Origin of the sequence: Haloterrigena turkmenica DSM 5511, assembly GCF_000025325.1 — an archaeon.
GTDB lineage: Archaea > Halobacteriota > Halobacteria > Halobacteriales > Natrialbaceae > Haloterrigena > Haloterrigena turkmenica.
Genome location: NC_013743.1, coordinates 198581 through 213189, shown reverse-complemented (window position 1 = coordinate 213189; position 14609 = coordinate 198581). Strand labels below are relative to the sequence as shown.

The following is a 14609-nucleotide window of genomic DNA, read 5'->3' as shown; positions in this document are numbered from 1 at the left end:
CTATTACACCTAATATATCAGTCGGCGGCGTCGAGATCGAGGGCAGGTTCGGTCAGGTCGGGCGCGGAGAAACGGCTTTACGACCGGCAGCCCTCGACTCGAGTAGATGCCCTACGCCGATCTGCACGTCCACACGACGCGCTCGGACGGGAGTCTCGATCTCGAGTCGATCCCCGATGCCGCCCGTTACGGGGGTGTCGAAGTGGTCGCGGTGACCGACCACGATCGGCTCCAGCCGTTCGACGCGCCGGTGGTCGAGCGCGACGGCGTGACGCTCGTCAACGGGATCGAACTCCGAGTCGAGACGCCCCACGGCGAGCGGGTCGATCTGCTCGGATACGGCGTCGAGCCGACCCCGGAACTCGAGGGAATCGTCGATCGGATCCAGCGAAATCGCATCGAGCGAGGGCGGGCGATCGTCGACTGCGTGGAGACGCGGCTGGACGTCGATCTGGGCGTGACCGTCGACGAGGGGTTCGGACGCCCCCACGTCGCCCGGGCGATCGAGGCCCATCCCGACGTCGAGTACGGCTATCAGGACGCCTTCGACGAACTCATCGGCTACGGCGACCCGTGCTACGTGGCGCGGGACGTTCCGTCGTTCGAGCGCGGGCTGGCGGCGCTGTCCGGCGCCAGTCGGCTCGTCTCGCTGGCCCACCCGCTGCGGTATCGCGATCCCGAAGCGGCGCTGGGGTTGACGGCCGAGCCTGATCTCGAGGCCGTCGAACTCCACTACCCGTACGGGCGCGACGACGTCGACGTGGACGTCGTGGAGCGGGCGGTCGAGCGCAACGGACTACTGGTGACCGGCGGAAGCGACGCCCACGAGACCGAACTGGGCGTCGAGGGCCTGTCGCGGCGCGAGTACGAGGCGACGACTATCGCAGACTCGTGAGACAACCTTAGCCGATAGCGGAGGGTTCAATGCATCGTGGTCCCAAGGCAGGGGTATGAACTGCCACTACTGTGACCGCGAGGCCGCGTTCGCCGCCGAATCGGACGGTCTCAAAGTGGGTCTCTGTGAGGAACACTTCCGCGAGCGCTTACAGGAGCTCGCGGAAGCCGACGGCCTCGAGACGCTCAAGGAGAAAGTGGACGTCGATCGCGCCGAGTAGCTGATATCGGTCGCGGCTCAGGCCGACCGTCCCGCATCAACGTCGATCGCGTCGACCGGACAGACGTCGACGCAGAGCATACAATCGATACACTGGGCTTCGTTCGCGGGATCGGCCTTCTCTTCGCTTTCGGGGTGGCCGGGTGTCTCGACCCACTCGAAGACGTCGACGGGACAGTCCTCGAGGCAGGCGCCGTCGGCGATACAGAGGTCGAAGTCGACCGCGACGTGCGTCCCGTGGATGCCGAGCTCTTCGGGTTCGTCGACGGGGCCCCAGACGGCGTGGCCCGCGTGCTCGTCGACCTTGTCGCGGTTCTCGTGAAACTGCGGATCGATGGCCATTGTTAACGGTTCTAGACGCGGTGGTACCTTAAAGATATATACTCGGTGACCGGCAGCCGGCGTCTCGTCACGGGAACGATCGACCGGTCACTCCTCGAGGGAGCGCTCCTCGTGGCGGATCTCGAGGCGATCGTCGAGCAGTTCTCGCATCCAGACGGCGAAGCCGTGGTCGTGACCGTAGGTCCAGACCGCCACCTGCTGGGTCACGTCGGGGAGATCGCTCTCCTTGATCCCGGTCGCGACGATCGATTCCTGATCGGCCATGAGCAACTGACCGGGCCACTCCGAGTGGATTTCGTTCGTCGTCGCGATATCGGGCGAGAGCGCGACATCGGCCCCCGGGACCGCGTCGGCGAACTCCTCGCGTTCGTCCTCGGTCGGCACTTCGATATAGACGGCGACGCCGCGGTCGGCGGCCGACGCCAGCGCCTCGACAATCCGCGTTTCGGCCACCTCGGGCGCCGGCACGAGGTAGTGGACCGCGTCGTCGGCGTCCTCGAGGAACGTGACGACGCGGTCGGTGACGTGTTCGTTCTGGGTGATCGCCCACATCCCCTCGTCGTCCGTCGAGTCCGGAGTTTTGAGGTTGCCGAGCGCGTTCTCCGCGGCGTTGATCCGGGAGTCGTAGTCCTCGCGGATGCGCCGACAGGCCGTGTCGACCGCGACGGCCTTGTACTCGCGGGGCTCGGTCTGCTGGACGTTGACGAGTCCCTTCCGATCGAGACGCTCGATGGTATCGTACACTCGCGAGCGCGGGATGTCAGCGACCTGGCTCACCTCCTTGGCGGTTCCCCTCGAGATTCGCGTGAGGGCGACGAAACACCGTGCCTCGTACTCGGTCAGCCCCAGTTCCTCGAGGGCCATGACCGCTTCCTCAGCGTTGGACACGCACGTTTATCAGCGAGAGACAGGGAAAAAACGCGGCTTGCCAACGCCGCCCCGTCATGTGACGGTCAGTCGAACACGCGAAACGAGCTCTCGCCGCAGGGACAGCCGCTCGCGCTTCCGATGGGACGGACCTCGTCGCCGCCGTCCGAAAACCAGACAGCCATTACCTTGCCACAGTTCGTACACCGCGCCGCACCCTTTCGTTGTGGCCGTGCTCCCATGCTCGCTCCTTTCCCGAGAGAACGGATAAGCGAAGTGTGAGTTCTCGGAGAGTACGGCGCCGCGTGCTTCGACCGTAACAACAGCCGGGTCTCGACTCGAGCGCGGGTTGTGCTATCGTCCGGTATCTCAGTAGCCCAGCGAGAACGCCCGGTTGACCGCCAGAGCGACGAAGACGAGCGCGAGCAACGCGGCGAGGAAGCCGAAGGAGACGCCCCAGCCGAAGAGATCGGCCAGCGTGCCCGTGACGACCGATCCGAGCGCACCGACGAAGCCGTAGACGGTGCGGACGAGCCCGAAGCCCGCGCTTCGCTCCGCCGCCGAGAGGTGGTCCATGAACCGGGGGAGTAACGCCCCGCCCCAGCCGAGGCCGATCCCGAGGAGGACGACCGCGCCCGCGACGGCAGGGAGTCCCGGAACCGCCAGCAGCACGGCGATGCCCGCGACGGCGAGGAGCATACAGCCCGCCGTGGCGACCTCGCGACCGTAACGATCCGATGCCGCACCTACCCCGACCCCCGTGATCCCCTGGACGAGGAAGTAGCCGCCGAAGACGAGGCTCGCCGTCGTCGCCGACTGGCCGCGATATGCGACGAGAAAGGTCGGCAGGAACGAGGCGACGGCCTGCCAGACGAAATCCCCCAGCACGGCCAGCGCGACCGTGAAGGCGATCTTCGGCCGCCCGAGCAGTTCCACCAGCGGCCCGAGTTCGAACCGTTCGGCCATCGGCTGGTCGGGGCGCTGGGGCTCGATCGGCCGGACCGCGCGGGCGAACAGGAGGAAGATCGGGACGGCCACGACGACGCCGACCGCGATCGCGGCCCGCCAGCCGTAGCGGACGCCGATCCAGGCGGCCACCGGCGGCACGACGAGTCCCGCGATGGGGCCGCCGCTGTTGTGAACGCCGATCGCGGCGCCGATCTCGTCGTAGGTCCGGGTCAGCAGCGACGTGGCGACGCTGTAGTGGAGGCCAGCGACGAACCCGAGCGCCGCCACGAAGAGCACGAACAGCGGGAACAGCGGTGCGAACGCGAGAAGCGCGCTCGCGATCGCCGTCCCGCCGACCGCGACCAGAATGATGCGCCGTTCGCCGTACCTGTCGGCGAGGATGCCGCTGGGGAACTGCGCGAGGAAGTAGGCCATCCACATCCCCGTCAGCGCGAGCCCGATGACGGCGTTCGAGACGCCGAAGGAATCGGTGATCTGGGGGACGACAGGGCTGATGACCAGCCGGGCGGCCATCGTCGCCAGAAAGGCGAGCGTACACGCCGCGAGGACGGTTTCGTTGTATCGCCAGCGCATCAGTTCACGTCGAAATCAGGTTCGGGTTCCGGCTCGATCATCGGGGCACGTCTCTCGGCAGTCGGTACGAAAACGCTACTCGAGAGTCACCGGTCCCGCCCCATGACGGTGTTGCTACCGGCAGTCGACGCCTCGAGTCGGTCGAGCGACCCGACTCGAGCCGCGAGACCGGGCGAGCGTGATTCTTTTGCGACTCCCGCCGAAGAGACGAGTATGGATCTCACACATCGTCCGCGGCGACTCCGACGAGATCGGGTGCGCGGCCTCGTCAGCGAGACGAGCCTCGAGCCGACCGACCTGATCGCGCCGGTGTTCGTCGACGCGACGACCGACGAGCGGGTACCGATCGAGTCGATGCCCGGTCACGAGCGGGTACCGATCGACGAGGCCGTCGCCCGCGTCGAGGAAGTCCTCGAGACCGGCGTCGAGGCGGTCATGCTGTTCGGCATCCCCGAGTCGAAGGACCCCGAGGGAACCCGCGCGTGGGCCGAGGACGGCGTCATTCAGGAAGCGCTTCGCCGGATCACGAGCGAAACTGACGCGTACGTCATCACCGACGTCTGTCTCTGCGAGTACACCGACCACGGCCACTGCGGTCCCCTCGAGGAGGAGCTCCGGAACGAAAGCGGTGTCGCCGAAGACGGCCCGGCCTGCGAACCGACGCTGACCGTCGATAACGACGCGACGCTCGAGGCGCTCGAGAAAATCGTTATCTCCCACGCCCGTGCGGGCGCGGACATGGTCGCCCCGAGCGGTATGATGGACGGCATGGTCGGAACGATCCGCGAAGCCCTCGATAGCGCGGGGTACGAACACGTCCCGATCATGAGCTACGCGGCCAAGTACGAGAGCGCCTTCTACGGCCCGTTCCGGGACGCCGCCGACGGCGCGCCCTCCTTTGGCAACCGGCGCCACTATCAGATGGACCCCGCGAACTCTCGCGAGGCGCTGCGAGAGGTTCGCCTCGACGCCGAGCAGGGCGCCGACGTCATGATGGTCAAGCCCGCCCTCCCCTATCTCGACATCGTCAGCGCGGTGCGTCGGGAGTTCGACCACCCGGTCGCCGCCTACAACGTCTCCGGCGAGTACGCGATGCTCCACGCCGCCGCCGAGAAAGGATGGCTGGATTTAGAGGAGGTAGCGCTCGAGTCGCTGCTGTCGATCAAACGCGCGGGCGCGGATCTGATTCTGACCTACTTCGCGGAGGACGTGGCGCGGCGACTGCCTGCCGGCCAGTAGGGCGGTCACGTCGATTTCGTTGCAAGCGGACACTCGACAATTACCATATCGAGTCCGAATCGAGTCGATCGGCCGGTGGGTTTGACCGTCGACGCCCGGCATTCGGACGAACGTCCATTCGGTTCGATCGTGCTCGCACAGGTGGCAACATCTGCCGCGCGCGAGCGTCGCGGGGTCGCTCGAGCCGCGATATCGGAGTCTCGCGGCCGAGATCCGGACTCGACGGAGTTTTTCCGGGTTTACAAAGAGAGAATATATAACCACGGTGCGAAAAATCCGCAAGATCGAATAGCCTTATACACATTAAATCCCCTCTAGATTTGATCGTATGCACCTATTACGCCCCGATTATTGGACGCTCTTAAACACTAACCCTTATATGAAGCAAGTCCATCGGAATCAGACGTGATTAAGCAGACAACCATGGGCTCGAACGAAGCAGACATGGACAAACGTCTACAACGTATCAGTGGGGAATCGATCGCAACCGGGGTGGTCGCCTGATGGAGCCGACACTCTTGCAGAGCGAAACGGAGATCGAGATGCTGATGGAGGCGGTCAACTACACGTGGATCCTGGTCGCGACGTTCCTGATCTTCTTCATGCACGCCGGCTTCGCCATGCTCGAGGCGGGGCAGGTGCGCTCAAAGAACGTCGCCAACCAGCTGACGAAGAACCTGCTGACCTGGTCGGTCGGCGTGACGGTGTTCTTCCTGATCGGATCGACCGTTGAGGGACTCGTGGCCGGCAACGGCTTCGCGTTCCAGTTCAACGCCGAGGCTGTCAGCTGGATGGACTGGTTGTACGGCGCCGTCTTCGCGATGACGGCGGCAACCATCGTTTCCGGGGCCGTCGCCGGCCGTGCGAAACTCCGCGCGTACGTTACGTACACCTTCCTGCTGGCCGCGGTCATCTACCCAGTCGTTACCGGAATGACCTGGGCCGGCGGCCACGTCGAGTCGATCGTCGGCACGCCGTTCTCCGACTTCGCGGGCGGAATGATCGTCCACGGCATGGGCGGCATCGCCGGACTCACCGCCGCGTGGATCCTCGGACCGCGCATGGACCGGTACAACGACGACGGGAGCGCCAACGTCATTCCCGGTCACTCGCTGACCTTCGCCGTGCTCGGAACGCTCATCCTCGCGTTCGGCTGGTACGGCTTCAACGTCGGGACTTCGGCGATCTTCACCGAGGGCTCCTTCGACGGAGCCATCCTCGGTCGCGTCGCCCTGACCACCACGCTCTCGATGGCCTGCGGGGCGATGGGTGCCGGCCTCGTCGCGCTGCTCAAGACCGGCAAGGTTGACACGCTCTACGTTGCAAACGGCCTGCTCGCCGGCCTCGTCGGGATTACCGCGATCCCCGACGCCTCGACCTGGTGGGGCGCGATCCTCGTCGGTACGCTCGCCGGCGCACAACTCCCCATCGTCTTCGGACTCACCGAGAGCATTGGTATCGACGACGTCTGTGCGGTCTTCCCCGTGCACGGCTCGGCCGGCGTCCTCGGGACGCTGCTGTTCCCGGTCGTCGCCACGACCGAGTACATGAACGAACTCGGTGCCACCCGCCCCGAAGCGTTCGTCGCTCAGGTTACCGGCGTCGTCGCCATCACCGTCTGGACGGTCGGCATGACCGCCCTCATCTGGTTCCTCTTCAAGCTGGCGGGTCAGGCTCGAGTCACGCCCGAACACGAGCGCAACGGACTCGACGTCTCCGAACACGGCGTCGACACCTACCCCGAGTTCGGTCAGCCTGACGTCGCGACCGATGGCGGAACGGACGACGGCAAGGTCATTCGCACCGATGGCGGCAAGCCCAACGACGGCGAGCTTAAGATGATCACCGCGATCATCCGCCCCGACAAGCTGGGCGACGTCAAGAAGGGGCTCGCCGAGATCGGCGCGCCGTCGCTGACGGTCACCAACGTCTCTGGCCGCGGCTCCCAGCCCGCCAAGAAGGGCCAGTGGCGCGGCGAGGAGTACACGGTCGACCTCCACCAGAAGGTCAAGATCGAGTGCGTCGTCGCCGACATCCCGGCCCAGGACGTCGTCGAAGCCATCGGCGAGGCCGCTAACACCGGCGAACCCGGTGACGGCAAGATCTTCGTCCTGCCCGTCGAGGACGCCTACCAGGTCCGGACCGGTAAGACCGGACAGGATGCCGTCTAAGCGCGGGACGCGCCGGTCGTCACACGCGCGTTCCGCCGAGACGCGTTCTGCGAGCGAAGCGAGGCGGCGAAGCCCCCTCGGCTATGCAAACGGCGAAGTCGTTCGAAACGGCTTCGCCGTTTCGTGACTGAGCGGAGCTTCGCTCCGCGAGGTCTGCGAAGCCGAAGGCTTCGCTTGATGACGAGAGAGCAAAGCTCTCTCGAACCACTGTGAGTACGCTCGTGCTCGCGCGACCCACGTTCCGCGATGCCTCTGACACTCGGCCGTTCGGCGCCCGCTCCGAACCGGGCGCCACCGATCGTTGTCGACAGACCGACGATCGGGTGGGGACTGATTCCGTTTCGATCGTGTCACCCTACACCGTGTCTGATGCGGTTTCGTTTGAACGGATATCGATACTTCCCCGAGAGATACCGTCGTAGATTCCCTTCGACTCATTAATCCACCTATTGGTTTGTCAGATTCGGACTGTTCGCACACATTATTGCCTGTGTGTCAACGCTAACCCTTACTTGGTAGTAGTCCGTCGGAAACGAGCGTGACGCTACAGATACGCAGGGCCAGCGCCCGGATTTTCGCGGCCGAAAGTCCAGCGGTACCGCCGACGGCGAATCGCGAGGTGGCGAGATGACCGACGCTGACGGCAACGAGTCGAACGACGGCGACCTCGAGATGATCACCGCGATCATCCGCCCGGACCGTCTCGGTGAGGTCAAAAAGGCACTCGCCGAGGTCGGTGCACCGTCGCTGACGGTCACCAACGTCTCCGGTCGCGGCTCCCAGCCCGCCAAGAAGGGCCAGTGGCGCGGCGAGGAGTACACGGTCGACCTCCACCAGAAGGTCAAAGTCGAGTGCGTCGTCGCTGACGTCCCGACCGAAGACGTCGTCGAAGCCATCGGCGAGGCCGCCAATACCGGCGAACCGGGCGACGGCAAGATCTTCGTCCTGCCCGTCGAGGACGCGTACCAGATCCGGACGGGAAAGACCGGGAAGGACGCCGTCTAAGCGCGGGATCACATCACAGAGGATGGGTTCGGTGATTCCATCGCCCTCTTCGCTTCGGACGTCACCTGACCGCTCGCCGAGAGCGCCGCGAGGCCCGGACGGGACGCGACGACGAGCGAACCTCGGTACTACTTTCCCGTCCCATGGCCAAGGCTGGAATATGAACGACGACAACTCTCGCGACCTGTACGATCGGGCGCTGTCGGTCATGCCCGGCGGAGTCAACTCGGCGGTTCGCGCGGCGATCGAACCCTACCCGTTCTTCGTACAGAAGGGCGAGGGCGGCCACGTCATCGACGCCGACGGCAACCGCTACGTCGACTGGGTGCTGGGTCTCGGTCCACTCCTGCTCGGCCACGACCTCCCCGAACCCGTCCAGGCGGGCATCCAGCAGAAGGCCAGCGAGGGGCCGATGTACGGCACCCCGACCGAGGTCGAGGTCGATCTGGCGGAGTTCGTCGTCCGCCACGTCCCCAGCGTCGAGAAGATTCGCTTCGTCAACTCGGGCACCGAGGCCACCACCTCCGCGGTCCGACTCGCACGCGGGTACACCGGCCGGAACAAGATCGTCGTCATGCAGGGGGGCTACCACGGCGCCCAAGAGTCGACGCTGGTCGAGGGCGACCACGAGAACCCGCGTCCCTCGTCGGCCGGGATCCCCCAGTCGTTCGCCGAGCACACGCTGCCGGTGCCGTTCAACGACGAGGACGCGGTTCGCGAGGTCTTCGAGGAACACGGCGACGACATCGCGGCGGTCCTCACCGAACCCATCCTGGGTAACTACGGCATCGTTTACCCCGAAGAGGGCTACCACGAGTTCCTCCGGGAGATCACCGACGAGCACGGCTCCCTGCTGATTTTCGACGAGGTCATCACCGGCTTCCGCGTCGGCGGCCTCGGTTGCGCCCAGAGCGAGTTCGGCGTCACGCCCGACCTGACCACGTTCGGCAAGATAATCGGCGGCGGCTTCCCGGTCGGCGCTATCGGCGGCCGCGCCGAAATCGTCGAGCAGTTCACCCCCTCCGGCGACGTCTTCCAGGCCGGCACCTTCTCCGGCCACCCCGTCACGATGGCAGCCGGGCTCGAGACCCTCAAGTTCGCCGCGGAGAACGACGTCTACGAGCACGTCAACGGGCTGGGCGACCGCCTGCGCCGCGGCCTGACCGACATCGTCGCCGATCAGGCCCCGAGTTATACGGTCACCGGCACCGACAGCATGTTCAAGGTGATCTTCACGCGCGAAGGCCCCGGACCGGACTCCCTCGAGGAGCAGTGTCCGGCCGGCTGCCGGCAGGACCCGACCTGCCCGCGCTACGACTACAGTCCCAAGAACGCCGGCGACGTGAAAAACGCAGAGACCGAGCGCTGGCGGCGCATCTTCTGGGGCCAGATGAAAGAGCAGGGGGTCTTCCTCTCGCAGAACCAGTTCGAGTGCCAGTTCGTCAGCTACGGCCACACCGAAGACGACGTCGAGGAGACCCTCGAGGCGTACAAGCACGCGCTGTGATCGGATCGTGAGCCGCGAATCGGTCTCCCCGGCGCGGGAGGAGACGACGGGGGCGCGAGAGCGAGGGCGGACCGACCGATCAGCGGCGACACGGGAGGAGAACCGGCCGCCGGTGGCATCGCAGCCGACCGCCGAGGCGCCACACGACTCGCGCTCGGAATGAGCACACACGTCGACGAGATCGATTGGGCCCGGATCGTCGAGCGGTTGCTCTACCTGTTTCCGCCGATCGTCGGGGTCGGAATCGTCGGGGTCTTACAGGACACAGAACCGGGCGTTCCCGGCCTCCAGTTCGTGTTGTTGCTCCTCAGCGGGTTCGGCTACACCGCCCTGACGCTCGGGCTACTCGTCGCGATCTTCTTCGACGCGCGACGGATTCGACGGCGACCGCGGGCCGGCGGGAACTGGACGCCGAACCCGTGGCTCAACGCCGCCGCCGCGCTCGTCTCGGCCCCGATCGCGGGCGTCGCCTATCTCGTGCGCAGACACAGACGGTTCGGGACGCCGGCGGGCCGATCGGACTGGTGGCTCGTCGTGGCGGTGTCGCTCGCGACGACGCTGTTCGGGTTCGTCGCCGCCGCCGTCGCGATCGTCTTCACGATTCCGGGGCTGCTGGCTGCCGCCGTCGGTCTCGCGGGAACCGTCGCCATCGGCTCGTTCCCGGTCGCCATCCACCGGGACGCGGCCTACGTCTGCACGCGAACCCGCTCGTGGCGACCGAACCCGGCGCTCTACCTCGGGATCGCCTTCCTGAGCCTGTTCGTGCCGCCGCTCCAGCCGATCGTGGCGGGCTACTACCTCGTCCGTCGGCACGACGCGGTCGGTCGGCCGTGAACGTCCGTGGCGGCGACCGGACGGGTCGGGTCCGCGAGCGAGCCCGTCGCCTCGAGGCCAGTGCCGTCTCCGTTACGGCGCCTCCGTCGAGTGGGCGCTCGAGGACGCGGTCGACTGCGACTCGCTGGCCGCCGGAAGCTCGACTGCAAACGTGGTTCCGTCCGGCCCCGTCTCGGCCACCTCGACCGCGCCGTCGTACCTGCTCACGAGTTGACGGACCAGATACAGCCCGATCCCGTGGGAGCTTCCGTGGCTCTCGGTGCGCTCGAAGATTGTCTCGAGCGTCGAGTCGGGGATTCCGGGGCCGTTATCCGCGATTTCGACCCGGACTGTTTCGGGCCCGGGATCGACCGCGACCGAGACGCGCGGCGTCGAAGCATCGTTGTGTTCGACCGCGTTCGAGAGGAGGTTCCCGAAGACGCGAGCGACCAAGTCGTCGGCTCGAACGGAGACGTCCGGCGGGATCGACGTCTCCACCTCGACGGGGCCACACTTGTGTTCCAGTTTCCGCACTTCGTCGGTCAGCAGTCGGGAGAGGTCGATTGCCTCGAGTTGCAACTCGCCGTCGGCCGACTGCAACAGGATTCGCACGTCGTCGATCACCGTCGACATCTCCTCGGACTCGGCGATCACGATCTCGGCCCATCGGCGTTGTTGGTCGGTCGTCGCCGCTTCCTCGTAGAGCAGCGACGCGTAGCCGTTGATGATCGTCGCGGTGTTCAACACCTCGTGGCGGAGGATGCCGTTGAGGTAGTCGAGGTACTCCCGTTGCTCCTCTACGTGTTCCGCCCGGAGCGAGGCGCGTTCGGCCGCCAGGGTGCGTTCGATGGCTCGGCCCTCGAGACAGCCGACGAGTAACCCGATTCCGGCGCCGAGCGCGATGGCCCACCGGATCCACGAGACGGCCTGCACCCACGACTCGGTCGGCATCGTGACGATGAGCGCGAGATTGACGAACAGGAAGCCGACCAGTCCGCCGAGCAACCAGCCGACGACCCGCGGATACCGAGCCGGCGAGAGGTCGGAGGTCCGGAGCCAGCGCCCGCCGAACGCGATTCCGACGAGGAAGGGGATCGTCGTGATGACGCCGACCAGAAACACCCCTCTGAAGACGAACGTGGGTACGAACACGCGGTACAGTGCGATCTCACCGATCAGAACGAGCGTCAGGGTCACGCCGAAGCCGACTACGTACCGTGGGATTCGCTCGGGAGAGCCGATATCGGTGTCCGCGGGCCAGCGCATATACCGGTAATCAGCTTCGGTTTTGTTAGCAGTATCGGCCCTCCGAGGACACCCCATCAGATGATCGGTGGTCGCCGGAACGCAAAAGACATCGACTGCGGCGTCAGTCGTCGTCGCTGACCGGGTCGACGGGATCGACGGCGTCGCTCTCACCGAAGATTCGGTCGGCGATGACGTGGCTACGGGTCTCCTCGGCGGTCGGCTTCCGCTGGAAGAGGAGCTTCACGACGACGTCCCAGGCGAAGACGATCGCGCCGGCGATCAGGAGGGTGTCACCGGGCATGCGCAGCCAGAACAGCGTCTGGATGAGCCCGCCGTTGTAGAACTCGAGGCTGCGCGAGGCCGCGTAGCCCTCCGTGAAGGCAACCTCGAGCTGGAGGAAGCCGACGGGCAGCAGCGAGAGGAACAGCATCAGCGCCAGCCCGGCGTTGCACAGCCAGAACGACCAGCGCAGCCGTCGGTCGGACCAGTGGGCGTCGCGGGTGGTCACCCGGAGGATGTAGACGGCCATCCCCATCGCGAGGAAGCCGAAGGCGCCGAACATCGCGCCGTGGGCGTGAGCGACCGTGAGGTAGGTCCCGCTCTCGAAGTAGCTGATCACCGGCAGGTTGATGAAGAAGCCGATGACGCCGGCCCCGAAGAAGTTCCAGACCGACGAGGCGACGATGAAGTAGAAGGCCATCCGGTAGGGGAAGTCCTTGCCGGCGGCGTCCATCGCGCGGTACTGTCCCAGCGCCTCGTAGAGGATAAAGAGGAGCGGAATGAACTCGAGCGTCGAGAAGACGCTGCCGATTGGCAGCCAGACTTCGGGGAGGCCGGCCCACCAGTAGTGGTGAGAGACGCCGATGATGCCGCTGCCCATGACCAGCGCGGCCTGGAAGATGACGGCCTTCTCGGCCGATTTCTTCGTCAGGAGATTCATCGAGACGAGCGTCAGGGCGATGACGACGAGGATGAAGAACTCGAAGACGCCCTCGACCCACATGTGGACGACCCACCAGCGCCAGAACTCCGTGATGACGAAGTTCGTCTTCGGCGTGTAGAGGAAGCCGGCCATAAAGAGCAGGCCGATCGAGCCGCCCGCGTAGACGATCATGTGAGCCAGCCCGTAGCGGGGTTCCCGATCCAGCAGGGGCTTGAACCCGCGGGCCACGAGCGCGGTCCAGCCGAGAAAACCGACCAGCAGGCCGGCCTGCCAGACGCGACCGATCTCGAGGTATTCCAGGCCCTCGTTACCGAGGAGCCACCACAGCTGTCCGTCGAAGAAGTTGTTGATGCCGAGCCAGATGCCCGCGAGGCCGCCGACGGCGACCACCAGCAGCGCGCCGATCAGGCCCTTGATGTACAGCGCCTGCTTGCGCGGTTCGCGGCCCGTCAGCAGCGGCGCGAGGAAGAGGCCGGCGCCGAGCCACATCGTGGCGATCCAGAGGATCCCCAGATCGACGTGCCAGGTTCGGGCGATCGTCCACGGGAGGTACTCGAGGATGTCGATGCCGAAGACTTCGTAGAGGCCGAAGAAGTCGTCTCGCTCGACGTAGTAGTGGGCGAGCAGCCCGCCCATGAACGTCTGTAAGACGAACAGCAGCGCGCCGATGAGGACGAATCTGGTGCTCAGTAACTGACTCGGGGTGAGATCGATCTCCTTCGGATGGGGGATCGAGACGCCCGCGGCCTCTGGTTCGGGGAGTTCGACGGCCTGGTAGAGCCAGATCGCGACGCCGGCGCCAGCGACCAGCAACACCATCGCGATGACGCTCCAGGTTATCACTGCGCCACCGGCCTCGTTACCCGCGTCGGGCGAGTACGGGAAGTCGTTGGTGAACGAGACGTCGGTGCCGGGGCGATCGGTGTGGGAGATCCAGGCGGTCCACAGTGCGAAGTCCGCGAACTGCTCGGCCTCCTCCTCGGTCGGGATCAGCCCGTCCTGGATCCCGCGCCCGCGGTCGCCCTCGTGGTAGCGCTCGACGTAGTCCTGACGCACCTGCTCGTGGGCGTACGCTTCCGCGGCGGAGTACTCGACTCGCTCGCCGTCGGTGTACTCGCTCGACTGCAGCTCCTCGCGAACCTGCGCGTCGATCGCGGCCTGTTCGGACGACTCGAGGTCCTCGTAGGCCGTATCGTGCTCTTCTTGCGCGTAGTAGTCGCGCATGTGCTCGGTCTTCAACTCGAGGGCGTCGGCCGTGTAGTCGACATCGTAATAGCTACCGCGACCGAGCATCGAGCCCTGATTCATCAACCCGTTCTCCTGGAAGACCATCTTCCCGGACTGGACGTCGTCGCTGGTCGCGACGGGTTCGCCGTCCGGGCCGACGATCGTCTCCGGTATCTCGGGTTCGTTCTCGTAGGACAGCCACGCCCCGCCGCCCATCACGACGAGGTTCGCGACAAAGATCACCGCGAGGAACGTGGCCAGTTGCTTTCTGGAGACTCGCATGACAGGCGGTGATCGAACCTCTATACCCTCAAGTAACGCTGCAATTCCTACGGAGTGGAAAAACGTGCGAACCGGTTCGGGCGGGGAGTCAAGGGGGGAACGATCGAAGGGTTCACGCGCCGAAATCGAGCGCCGAACGGGGCCGAGGAGCGGCGGCGCTCGAGGCGCTCGAGGAGGTCGAAACGGAGGCGTCGATTCTGGAACCCTTCGCGATCGACGAGGGATAAGGAGCCATCGTCTCGGCGCGACGAAGTCTCCGATTCCCGCTCTCGACGGACTCAGCCTGCCCGACGAACGGTCCGGCGAGAG

At 65.7% G+C, this 14609-nt stretch carries 12 protein-coding genes and 1 pseudogene; 7 read left to right on the top strand and 6 right to left on the bottom strand.

From position 1 onward, the window contains the following. The first annotated feature begins 106 nt into the window (after positions 1 to 106). A complete protein-coding gene (locus HTUR_RS00950) occupies positions 107 to 895 on the top strand; it encodes a PHP domain-containing protein (protein WP_012941423.1) in 789 nt (262 codons plus the stop codon). Positions 896 to 950: 55 nt separating this feature from the next. Beyond that, positions 951 to 1115, top strand: coding sequence for a DUF6757 family protein (locus HTUR_RS27145; RefSeq protein ID WP_008893031.1), 165 nt, complete (start codon positions 951 to 953; stop codon positions 1113 to 1115). Positions 1116 to 1132: 17 nt separating this feature from the next. Here the strand turns inward: HTUR_RS27145 and HTUR_RS00945 are convergent, their stop codons facing one another. The 4 genes from HTUR_RS00945 to HTUR_RS00935 form a co-directional block, all read right to left on the bottom strand. Continuing rightward, positions 1133 to 1456, bottom strand: coding sequence for a 4Fe-4S dicluster domain-containing protein (locus HTUR_RS00945; RefSeq protein ID WP_012941422.1), 324 nt, complete (start codon positions 1454 to 1456; stop codon positions 1133 to 1135). Positions 1457 to 1543: 87 nt separating this feature from the next. Continuing rightward, positions 1544 to 2320: a TrmB family transcriptional regulator gene (locus HTUR_RS00940; RefSeq protein ID WP_012941421.1), complete on the bottom strand. Its 777-nt coding sequence runs from the start codon at positions 2318 to 2320 to the stop codon at positions 1544 to 1546. An 89-nt stretch (positions 2321 to 2409) separates the two neighbouring features. Beyond that, entirely contained in the window at positions 2410 to 2565 is a 156-nt protein-coding gene (locus HTUR_RS27140) for a hypothetical protein (protein WP_160168004.1), read from the bottom strand. Positions 2566 to 2692: 127 nt separating this feature from the next. Beyond that, positions 2693 to 3865 (bottom strand): MFS transporter, encoded by a 1173-nt coding sequence (locus tag HTUR_RS00935; protein ID WP_012941420.1) that lies wholly within the window; start codon positions 3863 to 3865, stop codon positions 2693 to 2695. Between the two features lie 213 nt (positions 3866 to 4078). On the opposite strand from HTUR_RS00935, the gene hemB reads away from it, so the two are divergent. From hemB to HTUR_RS00910, 5 genes and pseudogenes are all read left to right on the top strand, one after another. Next, positions 4079 to 5104 (top strand): porphobilinogen synthase, encoded by a 1026-nt coding sequence (gene hemB / locus HTUR_RS00930; protein ID WP_012941419.1) that lies wholly within the window; start codon positions 4079 to 4081, stop codon positions 5102 to 5104. A 503-nt stretch (positions 5105 to 5607) separates the two neighbouring features. Next, on the top strand, positions 5608 to 7275 hold the full coding sequence (locus HTUR_RS00925; RefSeq protein WP_012941418.1) for an ammonium transporter: 1668 nt from the start codon (positions 5608 to 5610) through the stop codon (positions 7273 to 7275). A gap of 531 nt (positions 7276 to 7806) precedes the next feature. Then, a pseudogene (locus tag HTUR_RS00920) lies at positions 7807 to 8280 on the top strand (P-II family nitrogen regulator); the annotation flags it as partial. Positions 8281 to 8440: 160 nt separating this feature from the next. After that, the gene (gene hemL, locus HTUR_RS00915) at positions 8441 to 9787 is read left to right on the top strand and encodes a glutamate-1-semialdehyde 2,1-aminomutase (RefSeq protein WP_012941416.1); all 1347 of its coding nucleotides are present in this window, start codon (positions 8441 to 8443) and stop codon (positions 9785 to 9787) included. 159 nt (positions 9788 to 9946) lie between these two features. After that, positions 9947 to 10621: a hypothetical protein gene (locus tag HTUR_RS00910; protein WP_012941415.1), complete on the top strand. Its 675-nt coding sequence runs from the start codon at positions 9947 to 9949 to the stop codon at positions 10619 to 10621. A gap of 72 nt (positions 10622 to 10693) precedes the next feature. Here the strand turns inward: HTUR_RS00910 and HTUR_RS00905 are convergent, their stop codons facing one another. Next, positions 10694 to 11866, bottom strand: a complete 1173-nt coding sequence (locus tag HTUR_RS00905; protein ID WP_012941414.1) for a sensor histidine kinase — start codon at positions 11864 to 11866, stop codon at positions 10694 to 10696. Positions 11867 to 11969: 103 nt separating this feature from the next. Beyond that, a complete protein-coding gene (locus HTUR_RS00900; protein WP_012941413.1) occupies positions 11970 to 14300 on the bottom strand; it encodes a nitric-oxide reductase large subunit in 2331 nt (776 codons plus the stop codon). Positions 14301 to 14609 lie beyond the last annotated feature (309 nt).

Coding starts and splice junctions, on each gene's coding strand:
- HTUR_RS00950 (WP_012941423.1), top strand. CDS start 107: ATGCCCTACGCCGATCTGCACGTCCACACGACGCGCTCGGACGGGAGT.
- HTUR_RS27145 (WP_008893031.1), top strand. CDS start 951: ATGAACTGCCACTACTGTGACCGCGAGGCCGCGTTCGCCGCCGAATCG.
- HTUR_RS00945 (WP_012941422.1), bottom strand. CDS start 1,456: ATGGCCATCGATCCGCAGTTTCACGAGAACCGCGACAAGGTCGACGAG.
- HTUR_RS00940 (WP_012941421.1), bottom strand. CDS start 2,320: ATGGCCCTCGAGGAACTGGGGCTGACCGAGTACGAGGCACGGTGTTTC.
- HTUR_RS27140 (WP_160168004.1), bottom strand. CDS start 2,565: ATGGGAGCACGGCCACAACGAAAGGGTGCGGCGCGGTGTACGAACTGT.
- HTUR_RS00935 (WP_012941420.1), bottom strand. CDS start 3,865: ATGCGCTGGCGATACAACGAAACCGTCCTCGCGGCGTGTACGCTCGCC.
- hemB (WP_012941419.1), top strand. CDS start 4,079: ATGGATCTCACACATCGTCCGCGGCGACTCCGACGAGATCGGGTGCGC.
- HTUR_RS00925 (WP_012941418.1), top strand. CDS start 5,608: ATGGAGCCGACACTCTTGCAGAGCGAAACGGAGATCGAGATGCTGATG.
- hemL (WP_012941416.1), top strand. CDS start 8,441: ATGAACGACGACAACTCTCGCGACCTGTACGATCGGGCGCTGTCGGTC.
- HTUR_RS00910 (WP_012941415.1), top strand. CDS start 9,947: ATGAGCACACACGTCGACGAGATCGATTGGGCCCGGATCGTCGAGCGG.
- HTUR_RS00905 (WP_012941414.1), bottom strand. CDS start 11,866: ATGCGCTGGCCCGCGGACACCGATATCGGCTCTCCCGAGCGAATCCCA.
- HTUR_RS00900 (WP_012941413.1), bottom strand. CDS start 14,300: ATGCGAGTCTCCAGAAAGCAACTGGCCACGTTCCTCGCGGTGATCTTT.